The organism is Pseudomonas sp. FW305-E2, assembly GCF_058782925.1.
This window is the reverse complement of sequence record NZ_JBYSYE010000041.1, coordinates 37,344-53,447: the sequence shown is the minus strand read 5'-3', so window position 1 is coordinate 53,447 and position 16,104 is coordinate 37,344. Positions and strand designations below refer to the sequence as shown.

The following is a 16,104-nucleotide window of genomic DNA, read 5'->3' as shown; positions in this document are numbered from 1 at the left end:
GTCGTAGGAGCGGGTTCACCCGCGAAAGGGCCGGGCCTGCTGGCCAATTTCCACCGGCCGTTCACCGTTGCCGCCGCCACCGTATTCGCGGGTAAACCCGCTCCTACACACACGCGCATCGGTGGTTCGGCACAGGTCGTCGTAGGGGCGGGTTTACCGGCAAATAGGCCATCAGGCCCCGTGCAAAAAAATCAAATTTTTTCTGTTTGCCCCTTGAAAGCGTTTCCCTCGGCCATATCTTTTGAGTACGCGATGCCGAAGCCGGGTCGCGTAATGACTTACTTGCTGAATCTCAGGAGTTTATGACCATGACTACTGCTTTCTCTCTTGCTCCACTGTTCCGTCATTCCGTTGGTTTCGACCGTTTCAACGACCTGTTCGAATCCGCGGCACGTAACGAGGCCGGTAGCAGCTACCCGCCCTATAACGTGGAAAAGCATGGCGATGACCACTACCGCATCGTGGTTGCTGCAGCTGGTTTCCAGGAAGAGGACCTCGACCTGCAGGTCGAAAAAGGTGTCCTGACCGTGACCGGTGGCAAGCGCGACAATAGCGCCGCTGAAGTGACCTACCTGCACCAGGGTATCGCACAACGCGCCTTCAAGCTGTCGTTCCGCCTGGCAGATCACATCGAAGTGAAGGCTGCCGGCCTGGCCAATGGCCTGCTCAGCATCGACCTGCTGCGCATCGTGCCTGAAGAAGCCAAGGCCAAGCGCATTCCGATCAATAGCGAAAAACCAGCGCTGAACTGACCGCGCGGCACTGAAAAAAGGGCACCTCCAGAGGTGCCCTTTTTCGTGCTTCTCACGCGGTCCCAGGTAGGTGCGCGGCCGTCATGCGATCAGTAATCTGCCGGCGCCTCCAGCAACATCTGCCGAAATTCCAGCAACGGCAATGGCCGGCTGTGCAGATAACCCTGGTACAGATGGCACCCCAGCCGCTCGAGAAACGCCAGCTGTTCGGTCAGCTCTACCCCTTCGGCAATCACCGCCAGGTCCAGACTGCGCGCCATGGCGACAATGGCGCGGACAATTTCTGCGTCGTTGGGGTCGACCGGTGCATCGCGCACGAAGCTCTGGTCGATCTTCAGCGCATCGACCGGCAGGCGCTTCAGGTAAGTCAGCGAGGAATAGCCGGTGCCGAAGTCATCCATGGCAAAACTCACCCCGTAGCGCTTCAGCTCGCGCATCTTGCTGATGGTGTCTTCCAGGTTCTGGATGACGATGCCTTCCGTGATTTCCAGCGTCAGCATCTGCCGCGGCAGGCGGTAATCGTCCAGGCTGCGCAGCACCCGCCCGACAAAGTCGTTCTGGCGGAACTGTCGCGGGCTTATGTTCACGCACAGGCTGAAATCATCAGCGTCGATCAACCCGTCGGTGAGCATACGGGCGCAGGCGTCGCAGGCTTCGTCGAGAATCCAGCTGCCAACTTCCAGGATCAGGCCGCTTTCTTCCAGTACCTGAATGAACTGCGAGGGCGGTTGCTGGCCCAGTAGCGGGTGGTGCCAGCGCAGCAATACTTCAGCACCGACGATGCGGTTGTCGCGGGCATCCACCTGCGGCTGGAAGTGCAGCGCCAGTTCGCCACGGGCCAGGGCCAGGCGCAGGTCGTTTTCCATGCGCAGGCGCTCGCTGGCGGCCTTCTGCATGGTGGTGTGGAACAGCTGTGTGGTGTTGCGACCGGAGTCCTTGGCCCGGTACAGGGCGATATCGGCACGTTTAAGCAGGTCGGCCGGTGTGGTGCCGTGGTCGGGGATCAGCGCCACGCCGATGCTGGGCGTTACCTGCAGGCGCTGGCCATCCAGTGACATTGGCTCGGCCAGCAGTTCGCGCAGGGTGTCGGCCAGCTCGCGCACTTTCTCCTCCACGTGTTCGCGACTCCCTTCCAGGCCGCTGAGCAGCACCACGAATTCGTCGCCCCCCAGACGCGCCACGGTGTCCTCCAGGCGCACGCTGGCCTCAAGGCGGGCGGTGATGATCTTCAGCACAGTGTCGCCCACCGGGTGGCCCAGCGAATCGTTGATGTGCTTGAAGTGGTCGAGGTCGAGGAACAGCAGGGCGCCACGCAGGTTATGACGCTTGAGCAGGGCGATCTGCTGGCTCAGGCGGTCCATCAGCAAGGCGCGGTTGGGCAGGTTGGTCAGCGGGTCGTGATAGGCCAGGTGGCGTATCTGCGCCTGGGCGTTCTTCAGCTGGCTGACGTCGCGGGCGGTCAGCAGCAGGCAATCCACTTCGTTGAGGGTGATCGGTTCCACCGAAACCTCGACCGTGAGGATATCGCCACGCTTGTTGCGCCCGAGCATCTCGCGGTGGTGTACCCGGCCGCGCTCGTGCAATTCGGCCAGCAGCGCGCTGCGCTGCTTGTCGTCGGCCCAGATGCCGATCTCATACACCGTGTGGCCGATCACGTCGGCAGTGCTGTAGCCGGTCAGGCGGCAGAAGCCGTCGTTGATCTCCAGGTAGCGGCCGCTGTGGCGTTCGGTGATGGTGATGGCATCGGGGCTGGAGTGGAAGGCCTTGGCGAACTTCTCCTCGCTGGACTTCAGCGCGGCTTCGGCGCGTTGTTGCTGGGTGATGTCGCGCAGGGTGGTCACGCTGCAGGGCTGGTCGTCGACGGTGATCAGGCGGCTGGAAATCACACAGGTCATCGGGGCGCCATTGCGGTGGTTGAGTACCACGGCGACGTTGCTCAAGGCCTGTTCGCGGATCACCTGCTCGATACGTTTGGCGCGCTCGACGGACTCGGCCCACAGGCCGATCTCCTCTGCGGTACGCCCAAGCACCTGCTCGCTGCTCCAGCCGAAGGTCTGGGTGAACGCCGGATTGATCTCGATGAACTGGCCAGTGTCCTGGCGGGTGACGCAGATCGGGTCGGGGCTGACCTGGAACAGGCTGGCAAACTTCTCTTCCGAGGCGCTCAGGCGCTGTTCGCGCTCCACCTGATCGGTGATGTCGAGCAAGGTGCCCGCCATGCGCAGGGGGATGCCCTGGTCGTCGCGGTACAGCCGCGCGCGGCTTTCGATGTAGCGTGAAGTGCCGTTTTCCAACTGCACCCGGTAGGTGATCTGATAGTTGCCGGCAGGCCCTTCGCGCAGGCTGCGGTAGGCCTGTCGCATCGAGTTGCGCTCTTGCTCCGGCACACCTTCGAAGAACGCATCGAACGATTCATGAAAAGGGATGGGCGGCAAGCCATGCAGCTGCGCCGCGCGGGCTGAGCCGTAGAGCATGCCGCTTGGGATGTGCCAGTCCCATGTGCCCAGTTGCGCCGAGTCCAGGGCCAGGTCCAGCCGCTCCTGGCTGTCCTTCAGGGCCTGCTCGGCACGCTTGCGTTCGGTGGTGTCGACGAATGTACTGATCAGGAAGGTCACGCCTTCCAGCTCGATGCCCTGGGTGCACAGGATGCCGTCATGCACCTTGCCGCTGGTCGCGCGAAATTGCACCTCCATGATCAACGGGCCGCCGTTGGCGCGGGTCGACTCCATGATCTGGTGGCGCTGTTCGGGGTTGACCCACAGGCCCAGTTCCAGGCTGGTCTTGCCGATCACCTGGCTGCCGGGCCAGCCGAACATGTTTTCGAAGTGCTGGTTGACCTCGAAGATCATGCCATCGTGGCGACGGGTCAGCAAAATGGCGTTGGGGCTCAGGTGGAACAGCGTGGCGAAGCGCTTTTCCGAATTGATCAGTGCTGTTTCCCGTTCGCGCTGGCGGGTGATCTCGCGGATCACGCCGATCATCTGCGGTCGGCCGTGCGGGTCGTGGGTCAGGCTGCCGTTGATCTCCAGCCAGTGCAGGCTGCCGTCCGGCCAGCGGATACGGTGGCGCATGGCTTGCTCCACCGGCTCGCCATTGACCACCGCCTGGAACACCTGACGCGTGCGGGCGCGGTCCTCCTCGGGCAGCAGGTCGAGGTAATCGATATCGGCGGGCAGTGGCCGTTGTGGATCGAAACCGAACAGGGCCTGGGTGCCCCGCGACCAACTGACCCTGCCGCTTTCGATATCCCATAGCCAGGCACCCAGGCGCGCACCGTTGAGCGCTGCCAGCAGTTGCGGGGCGTTCTGCCAGGCCTGCTCGGACTCCTGGGGATCAGCGGCAGGTATTCGCGGCAGGCGCAAAAAGCGGTTTGCTGATTTGGGCATCGGTACCAGACCTTTGGCGTATGACGTGTCCTTGGAATCGGAATAGCTGGCTGACAGCCAGTCAGGTGGGCCCTGAGTGGCTGTCGAGCAGGGCCATGAATGCCCTGGCCGCATTCGATAGCGTACGCTCCGTGTGCAGAATGTAGCCTAGCTGGCGCGACAGCTGTATGCCGGGCAAAGCGATGGGTGAAACCTGTTCGTCGAGCATGGTGCGTGGCAGCACGCTCCAGGCCAGGCCGATCGATACCATCATCTTGATGGTTTCCAGGTAGTTGGTGCTCATGGCGATGTTCGGCGTCAGGCCCTGGCTTTCGAACAGGCGCTGGACAATATGGTGGGTAAAGGTATTGCCGCCGGGAAATACCGCCGGGTGGCGGGCGACGTCAGCCAGGCTGACCGCCTGGTTGTTGGCCAACGGGTGCTCGGGGGCGGCGACAAAGTCCAGGGCGTCATCCCACACCGGCACGGCCTTGACCAAGTGGTGTGGCTCGGGCGCCAGGGTGATCACGGCGATTTCGGCGCGGCCATGCAGAATCTCGTCGTAGGCCTGTTCCGAATCCATGAACTGAATATCCAGTGCCACTGCGGGGTACTGGCGGGTGAAAGTCCGTAACAACGGGGGCAGGCGGTGCAGGCCGATGTGGTGGCTGGTGGCCAGGGTCAGGCGACCGCTCACGGCCCCGGTCAGATTGGTCAGCGCCCGTCGGGTATCATCCAGGACGTTGAGGATCTGGTAGGCCCGCGGCAGCAGTGCGCGCCCGGCTTCAGTCAGGGTTACCTCGCGGCCCAGGCGGTCGAACAGGCGCACGTCCAGTTGCTGCTCCAGGCCGGCGATGCGTTTGCTGATGGCCGGCTGGGTCAGGAACAGGCGTTCGGCTGCGCCCGAAAAGCTACCGGTTTCGGCAATGGCGATGAAGGCGCTGAGGTTGGCCAGGTCCATGGTGTCGTATTCCTTTGGGTTATCCAAAGCATAAAAATTATGAATTTGAGTTATTCAATCTAACCCCCTAGCATCGTCCGTACAAGCCAAGGGGTCTTTGGCATAGAAAGACGCTGATGAGGAACAGTCTGATGGCTGGCAAAACGCTCTACGACAAACTCTGGGAAGCCCATGAGGTCAAGCGCCGTGATGACGGCTCGTCCTTGATCTACATCGACCGCCACATCATCCACGAAGTGACGTCGCCCCAGGCCTTCGAAGGCCTGCGCCTGGCCAATCGCAAACCGTGGCGTATCGACGCCAACATCGCCACGCCGGACCACAACGTGCCGACCACGCCAGAGCGCAAGGGCGGTATCGAGGCGATCGTCGACCAGGTTTCGCGCCTGCAGGTGCAGACCCTCGACGAGAACTGTGACGAATACGGCATCGTCGAATTCAAGATGAATGACGAGCGCCAGGGCATCGTCCACGTCATCAGCCCGGAGCAGGGCGCCACCTTGCCGGGCATGACCGTGGTCTGTGGTGACTCGCACACCTCCACCCACGGCGCTTTCGGTGCCCTGGCCCACGGCATCGGCACCTCCGAGGTCGAGCACGTGCTCGCCACCCAGTGCCTGGTCGCCAAGAAGATGAAGAACATGCTGGTGCGCGTGGAAGGCCAATTGCCGGCCGGCGTCACCGCCAAGGATATTGTCCTGGCCGTGATCGGCAAGATCGGCACTGCCGGTGGCAACGGTCACGCCATGGAGTTCGCTGGCAGTGCCATTCGCGAATTGTCGATGGAAGGCCGCATGACCATCTGCAACATGTCCATCGAAGCCGGTGCCCGCGTTGGCTTGGTGGCGACCGATGCCACTACCGTTGCCTACGTCGAAGGGCGCCCGTACGCGCCGAAGGGCGAGCAGTGGAAGCAAGCGGTTGAATCGTGGAAAAACCTGGTGTCGGATGACGATGCCGTATTCGACACCGTGGTCGAGCTGGATGCCAGCCAGATCAAGCCACAGGTCAGCTGGGGCACTTCGCCCGAGATGGTTCTGGCCGTCGACCAGCGCGTACCGGATCCGGCGGCCGAAGCCGACCTGGTCAAGCGTGGTTCGATCGAGCGTGCCTTGAAGTACATGGGGCTGACCGCCAACCAGGCGATCACCGACATCAAGTTGGACCGTGTGTTCATCGGCTCGTGCACCAACTCGCGAATCGAGGACCTGCGCGCTGCGGCGGAAATCGCCAAGGGTCGCAAGGTGGCCGCCAGCGTCAAGCAAGCCATCGTCGTGCCAGGTTCGGGCCTGGTCAAGGCCCAGGCCGAGCGTGAAGGCCTGGACAAGATCTTCCTCGAAGCCGGTTTCGAATGGCGTGAACCAGGCTGCTCGATGTGCCTGGCGATGAACCCGGACCGCCTGGAAAGCGGCGAGCATTGCGCGTCCACCTCCAACCGCAACTTCGAAGGCCGTCAGGGCGCCGGTGGCCGTACCCACCTGGTCAGTCCGGCCATGGCCGCCGCTGCCGCGGTAGCCGGCCACTTCATCGATGTCCGCGAGTTGATCCAAGGGAGCGCAGCATGAAAGCCTTTACCCAGCACACTGGCCTCGTCGCACCGTTGGACCGTGCCAATGTCGACACCGACCAGATCATCCCAAAGCAGTTCTTGAAATCGATCAAGCGCACCGGCTTTGGCCCGAACCTGTTCGACGAGTGGCGTTACCTGGACGTGGGTCAGCCCTACCAGGACAATAGCAAGCGCCCGGTCAACGAGGAGTTCGTGCTCAACCACGCGCGCTACCAGGGCGCCAGCGTGTTGCTGGCGCGGGAGAACTTTGGTTGCGGCTCCAGCCGTGAACATGCCCCTTGGGCGCTGGACGAGTACGGCTTCCGCAGCATCATTGCGCCAAGCTTTGCCGACATTTTCTTCAACAACAGCTTCAAGAACGGCTTGCTGCCGATCATTCTGAGCGATGAGGAAGTCGACGAGCTGTTCAAACAGGTCGAAGCCAACCCGGGCTACCAGCTGACCATCGACCTGCAGGCGCAGGCGGTGACCCGCCCAGATGGCAAGGTGCTGCACTTCGAAATCGATGCATTCCGCAAGCACTGCCTGCTCAACGGTCTGGACGATATCGGCCTGACCCTGCAGGACAGCGACGCGATCAAGGCCTTCGAAAGCAAGCACCGCGCCAGCCAGCCTTGGCTGTTCCGTGATGCCTGAAGTTCGTAGGTGACAGTGCGGGCCTCTTCGCGGGCAGAGGGTTACGCGGTCGTTGTAGGCGCGGGTTTACCCGCGAAGAGGCCGGCACAGGCAACAAAAATCTAAAGGAACGAGACATGACCAGCACCCAGCACATCGATGTGGTCCAACGCCAGTTCGGCGAGCAGGCCAGCGCCTACCTCAGCAGCGCCGTGCACGCCCAAGGCAGTGAATTCGCCCTGCTGCAGGCTGAGCTGGCAGAGCAGGCCCATGCCCGCGTGCTGGACCTGGGCTGCGGTGCCGGTCATGTCAGCTTCCACGTCGCCCCGCTGGTTGCCGAAGTGGTCGCCTACGACCTCTCGCAGTCCATGCTCGACGTGGTCGCCAGCGCCGCCGCCGAGCGTGGCCTGGCCAATATCACGACCGAACGCGGCGCTGCCGAACGCGTGCCGTTCGCCGATGCGTCGTTCGACTTTGTCTTCAGCCGTTATTCGGCCCACCACTGGAGCGACCTGGGCCTGGCCATGCGCGAGGTGCGCCGGGTGCTCAAGCCCGGTGGTGTGGCGGCGTTCATCGATGTGATGTCGCCGGGCAGCCCGCTGCTCGACACTTACCTGCAAACGGTCGAAGTGTTGCGCGACACCAGCCACGTGCGCGACTACTCCGCCGCCGAGTGGCAACGCCAGGTCAGCGAAGCCGGCCTGCACGTGCGCAGCCACACCCGCCAACCGTTGCGCCTGGAGTGGAGCACCTGGGTTGAGCGCATGCGCACCCCCGAGCCGATGCGCGTGGCCATCCGCCAGTTGCAGCAAGCCATGGGCGAAGAAGTACGGCAGTATTACCAGATCGAGGCCGACGGCTCATTCAGCACGGATGTGCTGGTGTTGTGGGCCGAGCGTTAAGCACTTTTCGGTGGGGCCCGCTTGGCCGCACCGCGTGAATGGATAGAGGAAAGCATGAGCAAGCAGATTCTGATTCTCCCAGGTGACGGTATCGGCCCGGAAATCATGGCCGAAGCGGTCAAGGTACTGGAGCTGGCCAACGACAAGTTCCAGCTCGGCTTCAGCCTTGCGCACGACGTGATCGGCGGCGCCGCCATCGACAAGCACGGTGTGCCGCTGGCCGACGAAACCCTGGAGCGTGCGCGCAAGGCCGATGCGGTGCTGCTGGGGGCTGTTGGCGGGCCGAAGTGGGACAAGATCGAGCGAGACATTCGCCCGGAGCGCGGCCTGCTGAAGATCCGTTCGCAACTGGGCCTGTTCGCCAACCTGCGTCCAGCCATCCTTTACCCGCAACTGGCCGATGCCTCGTCGCTGAAGCCGGAAATCGTGTCGGGCCTGGACATCCTCATTGTCCGTGAGCTGACCGGCGGCATCTACTTCGGTGCCCCGCGTGGCCAGCGCGAGCTGGAAGGTGGCGAACGCCAGGCCTACGACACCCTGCCGTACAGCGAAAGCGAAGTGCGCCGCATTGCCCGTGTCGGCTTCGACATGGCCCGCGTGCGCGGCAAGAAGCTGTGCTCGGTGGACAAGGCCAACGTTCTGGCCTCCAGCCAGCTGTGGCGTGAAGTGGTCGAAGACGTGGCCAAGGACTACCCGGACGTGGAACTGAGCCACATGTACGTCGACAACGCTGCCATGCAGCTGGTGCGTGCCCCCAAACAGTTCGACGTGATGGTGACCGACAACATGTTCGGTGACATTCTGTCGGATGAAGCTTCCATGTTGACCGGTTCCATCGGCATGCTGCCTTCGGCGTCTCTGGATGCCGACAACAAAGGCATGTACGAGCCTTGCCACGGCTCGGCACCGGACATCGCGGGCCTTGGTATCGCCAACCCACTGGCGACCATTCTGTCGGTGTCGATGATGTTGCGTTACAGCTTCAATCAGTCGGCTGCCGCCGAGGCGATCGAGAAGGCCGTGAGCCTGGTTCTGGACCAGGGGCTGCGTACCGGCGACATCTTCTCGGAAGGCTGCCGCAAAGTTGGTACGCAGGAAATGGGCGACGCAGTAGTCGCAGCGCTGCGGAATCTGTAATCTCTCTGGCCCGCCCCCCAAAATTCCCGGTGGCGGCCCACTTTTAGCAAAGGTGTAGTTGCGATGAAACGTGTAGGTCTGATCGGTTGGCGCGGTATGGTCGGTTCCGTGCTCATGCAGCGGATGCTGGAGGAGCAGGATTTCGACCTTATCGAGCCGGTGTTCTTCACTACCTCCAATGTTGGTGGCCAGGGTCCGAACGTGGGCAAGGATACAGCGCCCCTCAAGGACGCTTATTCGATTGAAGAACTCAAGACCCTCGACGTGATCCTGACCTGCCAGGGCGGCGACTACACCAACGAGGTCTTCCCCAAGCTGCGTGAAGCCGGCTGGCAGGGTTACTGGATCGACGCCGCTTCGTCCCTGCGCATGCAGGATGACGCGGTGATCATCCTTGACCCGGTCAACCGCAAGGTCATCGACCAGCAGTTGGACGCCGGTACCAAGAACTACATCGGTGGCAACTGCACTGTCAGCCTGATGCTGATGGGCTTGGGTGGCCTGTTCGAGGCCGGTCTGGTCGAGTGGATGAGCGCCATGACCTACCAGGCGGCTTCGGGTGCCGGCGCGCAGAACATGCGCGAGCTGATCAAGCAGATGGGTGCTACCCACGCGGCAGTGGCCGATGACCTGGCCAACCCGGCCAGCGCCATTCTCGATATCGACCGCAAGGTTGCCGAGACCATGCGCAGCGAAGCGTTCCCGACCGAGAACTTCGGCGTGCCGCTGGCGGGCAGCCTGATCCCGTGGATCGACAAGGAACTGCCGAACGGTCAGAGCCGTGAAGAGTGGAAGGCCCAGGCCGAAACCAACAAGATCCTCGGTCGCTTCAAGAGCCCGATCCCGGTCGACGGCATCTGCGTGCGCATTGGCGCCATGCGCTGCCACAGCCAGGCGCTGACCATCAAGCTGAACAAGGACGTGCCGATCGCCGACATCGAAGGCATGATCAGCCAGCACAACCCTTGGGTGAAGCTGGTGCCGAACCAGCGTGAAATCAGCATGCAGGAGCTGACCCCGACCAAGGTCACCGGCACCCTGAACATCCCGGTTGGTCGCCTGCGCAAGCTGAACATGGGTTCGCAGTACCTGGGCGCGTTCACTGTAGGTGACCAGCTGCTGTGGGGCGCCGCCGAACCGCTGCGCCGCATGTTGCGGATTCTGCTGGAGCGTTGATCGTTCAGGCTTTACCTGAAAAATACCGCACTGGTAACAGTGCGGTATTTTTTTATGCCTGAAGGTTTGCATTTGAGTCGCGGGCCTAATCGCCGGATAAGTCATGCCGCTGTTTAATGGCGAAATGTCTGCTCTGACAGTGCCCTTGCCCTTGCCCTTGCCCTTGCTCTTGCCGTTGCCGTTGCCGTTGCCGTTGCTTCTAAGTGCGCGGTAGTTCAGGCGACGCAGATTGCGACTTCAGGAGGCCGAGCGCAGGGCTTGCGGAGGGAGGTGACGGGCATGGATGCCCGTCAAGCGCTGGGCCCCAGGATGGGGCCTGCAGCGCGGTCCTCCCGGGAGCAAGCCCGGAGCGAGGGGACCCCGGAGCGTAGCGCAGGGGCCGGATGATGGGAGCCGACGGTTTTTGGTTCCTTTTTGCCACGACAAAAAGGGACCCGCCGTAAGGGCGGAAAGGTGACTATGCGCCACCTGCGTGAATGAATACCTACTCGGTGTGAATGCCCACATCCAAGAAGCAAGAAGCAAGAAGCAAGAAGCAAATTCGTCTGTTTTGACTCAGCGAACAGTCCATTCACGATGGCGACACATACTCACCTTTTCGCCCTTACGGCGAGTCACTTTTTGTCAAGCGCGACAAAAAGTAACCAAAAAACGCTGCGCTCCCATCATCCGGCCCCTGCGCTGCGCTCCGGGGTCCCCTCACTCCGGCCTTGCTCCCGGCAGGACCGCGCCGAAGGCCCCATCCTGGGGCCTCAGCGCTTGACGGGCATCCATGCCCGTCACCTGCCTCCGCAAGGCCTGCGTTCGGCCTCCTGAAGTCGCGAAGATCAAGATCAAGATCAAGATCAAGATCAAGATCAAGATCAAGATCAAGATCAAAAGCCAGATCAAAAGCCAGATCAACAGCCAGATCAACAGCCAGATCAACAGCCACATCAACAGCAGAGGGTTGGCTGTGCTGATCTTCGTCATTCCAACGCAGCGCCATTTCGCCTATTGTCGATGCTCCCTTCCCCAAACCATTGGCAAACCCATGGAGAACGTCATTGTCATCACCGGCGGCAGCCGCGGCATCGGCGCCGCCACTGCGCTGTTGGCCGCCCGCCAGGGCTACCGCATCTGCATCAACTATCACGCCGATGACCAAGCCGCCGAAGCCATCCTCAGCCAGGTCCGCGCCCTGGGCGCCGAGGCCATCGCGGTGCGCGCCGACGTCAGCGTCGAAGATGAAATCATCCAGCTGTTCCTGCGCGTCGACGATGAGCTCGGCCCCGTCACAGCACTGGTCAACAACGCCGGCACCATCGGCCAGCAAAGCAGGGTCGAGGACATGTCCGAGTTCCGTCTGCTGAACGTCATGAAGACCAACGTCGTCGGCCCCATGCTCTGCGCCAAGCACGCCCTGCTGCGCATGGCGCGCCGGCATGGCGGGCAAGGCGGGGCCATCGTCAACGTATCATCGGTCGCCGCACGCCTGGGTTCGCCCAACGAGTATGTCGACTATGCCGCCTCCAAGGGCGCGCTCGACACCTTCACCATCGGCCTGGCCAAAGAAGTGGCAGGCGAGGGCGTACGCGTCAATGGCGTACGACCAGGCTATATCCATACCGGTTTCCATGCGCTTTCGGGTGACCCGGATCGCGTCAGCAAGCTTGAACCTGGCTTGCCCATGGGCCGAGGAGGGCATCCCGAGGAAGTGGCCGAGGCCATCCTCTGGTTGCTTTCGGACAAAGCCTCCTATGCCACCGGCAGTTTCATCGACCTGGGCGGCGGGCGCTGAGCGCGCCCGTCAAGGCTCCAGCAGCTCGCGAACCCGCTCTGCCAGTGCTTCCAGTTCGAACGGCTTGGTCAACACCAACGTACCTTGCAGCGGTTGGCCGTCGCTGAGCGCCGCGCTCTCATCGTAACCGGTGATCAACAGCACCTTGAGGTCCGGGTAGCGCTCACGGCAGCGTTCGGCTACCTGGCGGCCATTCAGGCCGCCAGGCAGGCCGACATCGCTCAGCAGCAAGTCTGGCCGTTCGCCGCTTTGCAGGTGGGTGAGGGCAGACGGACCGTTCTCGAAGGCGTCCACCCGATAACCCAGCTCTTCCAACACTTCGCCAATCACCAGGCGCAAGGCCGTCTGATCTTCAACCAACAGAATGCGTTTTGCAGTCTCGCTGCTTCTTTGCAAGAGCGCGCGCGGAGGTTTGCTGATTGGCGCCTGGGCTTGCTCGTGGTGGCGGGGTAACAGCAGCTCGATGCGGGTACCCTCGCCAGGCACCGACAGCACCCGTAATTGCCCACCCGACTGGCGCACGAAGCCATAGGTCATGGACAGACCCAGGCCGGTGCCCTGGCCCATCGGCTTGGTGGTGAAGAACGGCTCGACTGCGCGCTCGACAACTTCAGCCGACATGCCGCTACCGTTGTCGACGATGCTCAGCCGCACGAACTCGCTGGCCGGCAGTTCCAGTGCCCCGGCCTGCTCGTCGTCAAGCTGCAGGTTGTCGCCAATGATCTCGATCACACCCCCGGCAGGCATGGCATCGCGCGCGTTGATGCATAAGTTGAGCAAGGCGCTTTCCAGTTGGGGAGGGTCGATGAAGGTCGGCCACAGCTGGCTGGCAAAGCGGCTGCTCAGGGTAATCGCCGGGCCGATGGTGCGGCGCAGCAGGTCTTCCATGCCGGCCACCAAGGTGGCCACTTGCGTGGAGCAGGGTTGCAGGGTCTGCTGGCGGGAGAAGGCCAGCAGCCGGTGCACCAGCGAAGAGGCCCGCTGCGCCGCGCTGCTGGACAGCTCCAGCAAGGGCGCCAGGGCGTCGAAGCGTGACTGCTCCAGGCGTTGCCGCATCAACTCCTGGGCGCCCAGGATGCCGCCCAGCAAGTTGTTGAAGTCGTGGGCTATGCCGCCACTGAGCTGGCCTACGGCTTCCATCTTCTGTGCCTGGCGCAGCGCCGCTTCGGCCTTGGCCAAGCGTTCCTGCTCCTGTACTCGCTCACTGATGTCATAGGCGAACAGAAACGCGCCCTGTACCACGCCTTTGGGGTCGCGCAAGGCGTTGAAGCGCAACTCATAATGGCGCAGCGCGGGGGGCTTGCCGAAGGTGCCGATCTCGATGAACTGCTCGCCTGCCAGGGCGCGCTGCCACATCGGCAGAACAGGCGTCTGGCCGGCGGCGCCATCCTCGAACAACCCGGGCAGGTAGTCGCCGATTTCGGGTGTCCTCCCGTACAGCAGGTGGAAGTCATGCCTGGCCTGGCGATTGACAGCCAGCCAGCGCAGGTCCTTGTCGATCACATGCACGTTGACCACACTGTGATCGACCAGCTCGGCAAACAAGCGTCGCTCCGCCAGTGCGGCATTCACCCGTAGTTCGAGCTCTTCGTTCAGGCGCTGCAGAGCCTGCTCTGCACGCCGGCGTTCGGTGACATCCTTGAACAATACCGCTACCTGGCGTTTCTCGGCAGGTTCTATGCGAAAAGTGGTCACCGACAGCACGTGGCCCGTGGCAATCAATTCCTGCTCGAAGTGCAGCGGTTCGCCGGTGCGAAGCACCGCGCCATAGCGGGCCACCCAGTCATCCGCCTCATCGGGCACCATCTCGCGCAGTTTTTGCCCGACCACGTTGGGGATGCCGGCGTGTTTGGCATAGGCTGCGTTGGCCAGCACATGCACGTAGTCACTCAGGGGGCCATGGGGGCCATCGAAGAACTCGATGATGCAGAAGCCTTCGTCCATGGTGTCGAACAGTGAGCGATAGAAGTCCTGGTCGTGCGCCTGGTGGCTTGCAAGCCGTTGCTCCAGCAGTGTGTTCTGTCGCTGGAGGTCTTCGACTTGTTGGCGCAGTGAGTTCAGATCACGAGAAGGCATGCCTGCGTCCGGCCAATGAAAAGTCCTGACTTTAACGTGTTCACCTGTAGGCGAATAGCTGCTCAGTGCGACTGGGCGGTGCTCCCCAGCAGCCGTTCAAGCGCCTGGGCAAGTGCTTGAAGATCGAATGGCTTGGCCAGCAGTTCGGTACGCCGGTTGGGCCGCGCATTTGCCGTACTGTGTGCAAGGTCATAGCCTGTGATCAGCAGCACCGCGGCATGGGGTGCACTAGCTCGGCAGGCGTCCGCGAGTTGGTAGCCATCGATACCCCCTGGCAGGCCGACATCGGTGATCAGCAAGTCCGGCGCAGGGGCTTCCTGCAAGGCCTTGTAGGCCTGGCGGCCATCTTCGAATGCCTGAACTTCATGGCCCTGGTCCAGCAATACCTCCAGTATGACCAGGCGCAGGGCCGGCTCGTCTTCCACCAGCATCACCTTGCACACGCGCCGCTGATGTGAGGCCGCAGGGGCAGGCCCTTCGACGTGGGGGCTGGATGAAGCGGCGGCGATGCTTTCATCGCAGGGGAGATACAGGCTGATGGCCGTACCCTGGCCAGGCGTGCTATCGATGACCACCTGGCCACCGGATTGCCGCACAAAGCCGTAGACCATGGACAGCCCAAGGCCAGTACCCTGGCCGAGCGGCTTGGTGGTGAAGAAGGGCTCAAGGGCGCGCAGCATCACTTCCTTGGACATGCCCATGCCGGTGTCTTCAACGCGGATACGCAGAAACTGGCCAGCGGCCAGGCCCCGCTGTCTGGCTTCGGCGCCTTGCACTTCGACATTGGCGCAACCGATGCTCAAGGTGCCGCCAAGCGGCATGGCGTCACGGGCGTTGATGCACAGGTTGAGCAGCGCGTTTTCCAGTTGCTGGGCGTCTATTCGGATAGGCCAGAGTCCGGCATGTGTCTGGTCGTGGTAGTCGATATAGGGGCCGGTGGAGCTGCTGATCAGGTCGTGCATACCGGCCACCAGTTGCTGCACATCGACCCGTTGCGGGACCAGCGTCTGCTGCCGTGAGAATGCCAGCAAGCGCTGCACCAAGGCTGCGGCGCGTTGGGCGTTGTGCCGGCTGAGTTCAAGCAGCTGCGCAGTGTCCGCCAGGCGTTGCTGCACCAGACGTTGCCCGGCCAGTTCCAGGGCGCCAAGGATGCTGGCCAGCAGGTTGTTGAAATCATGGGCAATCCCGCCGGTCAACTGGCCGACCGCCTCCATCTTCTGCGCCTGGCGCAGTGCTTCTTCGGCCTGCTGCAGGCGTTCCTGTTCGGTCACGCGCTGCGTGATGTCATAGGCGAACAGGTAGCCGCCCTGAATTCGCTGCTGAGCATCGAGCCACGGGTGGTAGCGAATTTCGTAGTGGCGTGGTGCGTCGTCCAGCCCGAAGGTGACGGTGTCGATGAACGCTTCCCCTGCCAGTATGCGCGGCCATATCGGGGCCAGGCGGCCCATGATGTCGGGTTGATCGGTCAGGAACTGGGGTACGTAGTCGCCAACCTGCGGCACGAAGCCTCGGTAACGCTCGAAGGTTTCGCGCGCCGTGCGGTTGATGGCCAACAGGCGCATGCTGCGGTCGGCAGCAAACACGTTGGCCACGCTGTTGTCGAGCAGTTCTCCAAGCAGCCTGTCATGCGCCTGGACGCTGTCCTCGCGCTCTGCCAGGCGTGCTTCCAGTTCTGCGACACGCGCCTGCAACTGGGCAAAGGACGCAAGCGTATCTGGCTGCATGACAAAGGCCTGATGATCGGATCGAGCAACTATAGTCGCCCCTCGG

Annotated in this window: 12 protein-coding genes; 8 read left to right on the top strand and 4 right to left on the bottom strand. The window is 62.5% G+C overall.

Going from position 1 to position 16,104, the window contains the following annotated elements:
- Nucleotides 1–306: hypothetical protein (locus AC3WLP_RS22980; protein ID WP_492576293.1), on the top strand; the 306-nt coding region annotated here is incomplete at its 5' end.
- A 2-nt stretch (nucleotides 307–308) separates the two neighbouring features.
- Entirely contained in the window at nucleotides 309–752 is a 444-nt protein-coding gene (locus AC3WLP_RS22975) for an Hsp20 family protein (protein WP_003247188.1), read from the top strand.
- An 89-nt stretch (nucleotides 753–841) separates the two neighbouring features.
- Here the strand turns inward: AC3WLP_RS22975 and AC3WLP_RS22970 are convergent, their stop codons facing one another.
- Nucleotides 842–4,138, bottom strand: coding sequence for a bifunctional diguanylate cyclase/phosphodiesterase (locus AC3WLP_RS22970; protein WP_004576934.1), 3,297 nt, complete (start codon nucleotides 4,136–4,138; stop codon nucleotides 842–844).
- A gap of 61 nt (nucleotides 4,139–4,199) precedes the next feature.
- A complete protein-coding gene (locus tag AC3WLP_RS22965; RefSeq protein WP_012053276.1) occupies nucleotides 4,200–5,078 on the bottom strand; it encodes a LysR family transcriptional regulator in 879 nt (292 codons plus the stop codon).
- A gap of 131 nt (nucleotides 5,079–5,209) precedes the next feature.
- On the opposite strand from AC3WLP_RS22965, the gene leuC reads away from it, so the two are divergent.
- From leuC to AC3WLP_RS22935, 6 genes are all read left to right on the top strand, one after another.
- Complete coding sequence (gene leuC / locus AC3WLP_RS22960; RefSeq protein ID WP_088513104.1) at nucleotides 5,210–6,643, top strand: 3-isopropylmalate dehydratase large subunit; 1,434 nt, start codon at nucleotides 5,210–5,212, stop codon at nucleotides 6,641–6,643.
- Nucleotides 6,640–7,284 carry a 3-isopropylmalate dehydratase small subunit gene (gene leuD, locus AC3WLP_RS22955; protein ID WP_004576935.1) on the top strand — a complete coding sequence of 215 codons (645 nt, stop codon included), beginning with the start codon at nucleotides 6,640–6,642 and terminating at the stop codon, nucleotides 7,282–7,284. Before leuC ends, leuD begins: the two co-directional genes overlap by 4 nt.
- Nucleotides 7,285–7,400: 116 nt before the next feature.
- Nucleotides 7,401–8,165: a class I SAM-dependent methyltransferase gene (locus tag AC3WLP_RS22950; protein WP_088513105.1), complete on the top strand. Its 765-nt coding sequence runs from the start codon at nucleotides 7,401–7,403 to the stop codon at nucleotides 8,163–8,165.
- A 54-nt stretch (nucleotides 8,166–8,219) separates the two neighbouring features.
- On the top strand, nucleotides 8,220–9,302 hold the full coding sequence (leuB, locus tag AC3WLP_RS22945) for a 3-isopropylmalate dehydrogenase (RefSeq protein ID WP_003247194.1): 1,083 nt from the start codon (nucleotides 8,220–8,222) through the stop codon (nucleotides 9,300–9,302).
- A gap of 63 nt (nucleotides 9,303–9,365) precedes the next feature.
- On the top strand, nucleotides 9,366–10,478 hold the full coding sequence (gene asd / locus AC3WLP_RS22940; RefSeq protein ID WP_003247195.1) for an aspartate-semialdehyde dehydrogenase: 1,113 nt from the start codon (nucleotides 9,366–9,368) through the stop codon (nucleotides 10,476–10,478).
- A 1,033-nt stretch (nucleotides 10,479–11,511) separates the two neighbouring features.
- On the top strand, nucleotides 11,512–12,258 hold the full coding sequence (locus AC3WLP_RS22935) for an SDR family oxidoreductase (RefSeq protein ID WP_088512710.1): 747 nt from the start codon (nucleotides 11,512–11,514) through the stop codon (nucleotides 12,256–12,258).
- A gap of 9 nt (nucleotides 12,259–12,267) precedes the next feature.
- On the opposite strand, the gene AC3WLP_RS22930 is transcribed toward AC3WLP_RS22935, so the two are convergent.
- A complete protein-coding gene (locus tag AC3WLP_RS22930; protein ID WP_088512709.1) occupies nucleotides 12,268–14,334 on the bottom strand; it encodes a PAS domain-containing protein in 2,067 nt (688 codons plus the stop codon).
- 62 nt (nucleotides 14,335–14,396) lie between these two features.
- Nucleotides 14,397–16,058, bottom strand: coding sequence for a PAS domain-containing sensor histidine kinase (locus tag AC3WLP_RS22925; RefSeq protein ID WP_088512708.1), 1,662 nt, complete (start codon nucleotides 16,056–16,058; stop codon nucleotides 14,397–14,399).
- Nucleotides 16,059–16,104: the final 46 nt, after the last annotated feature.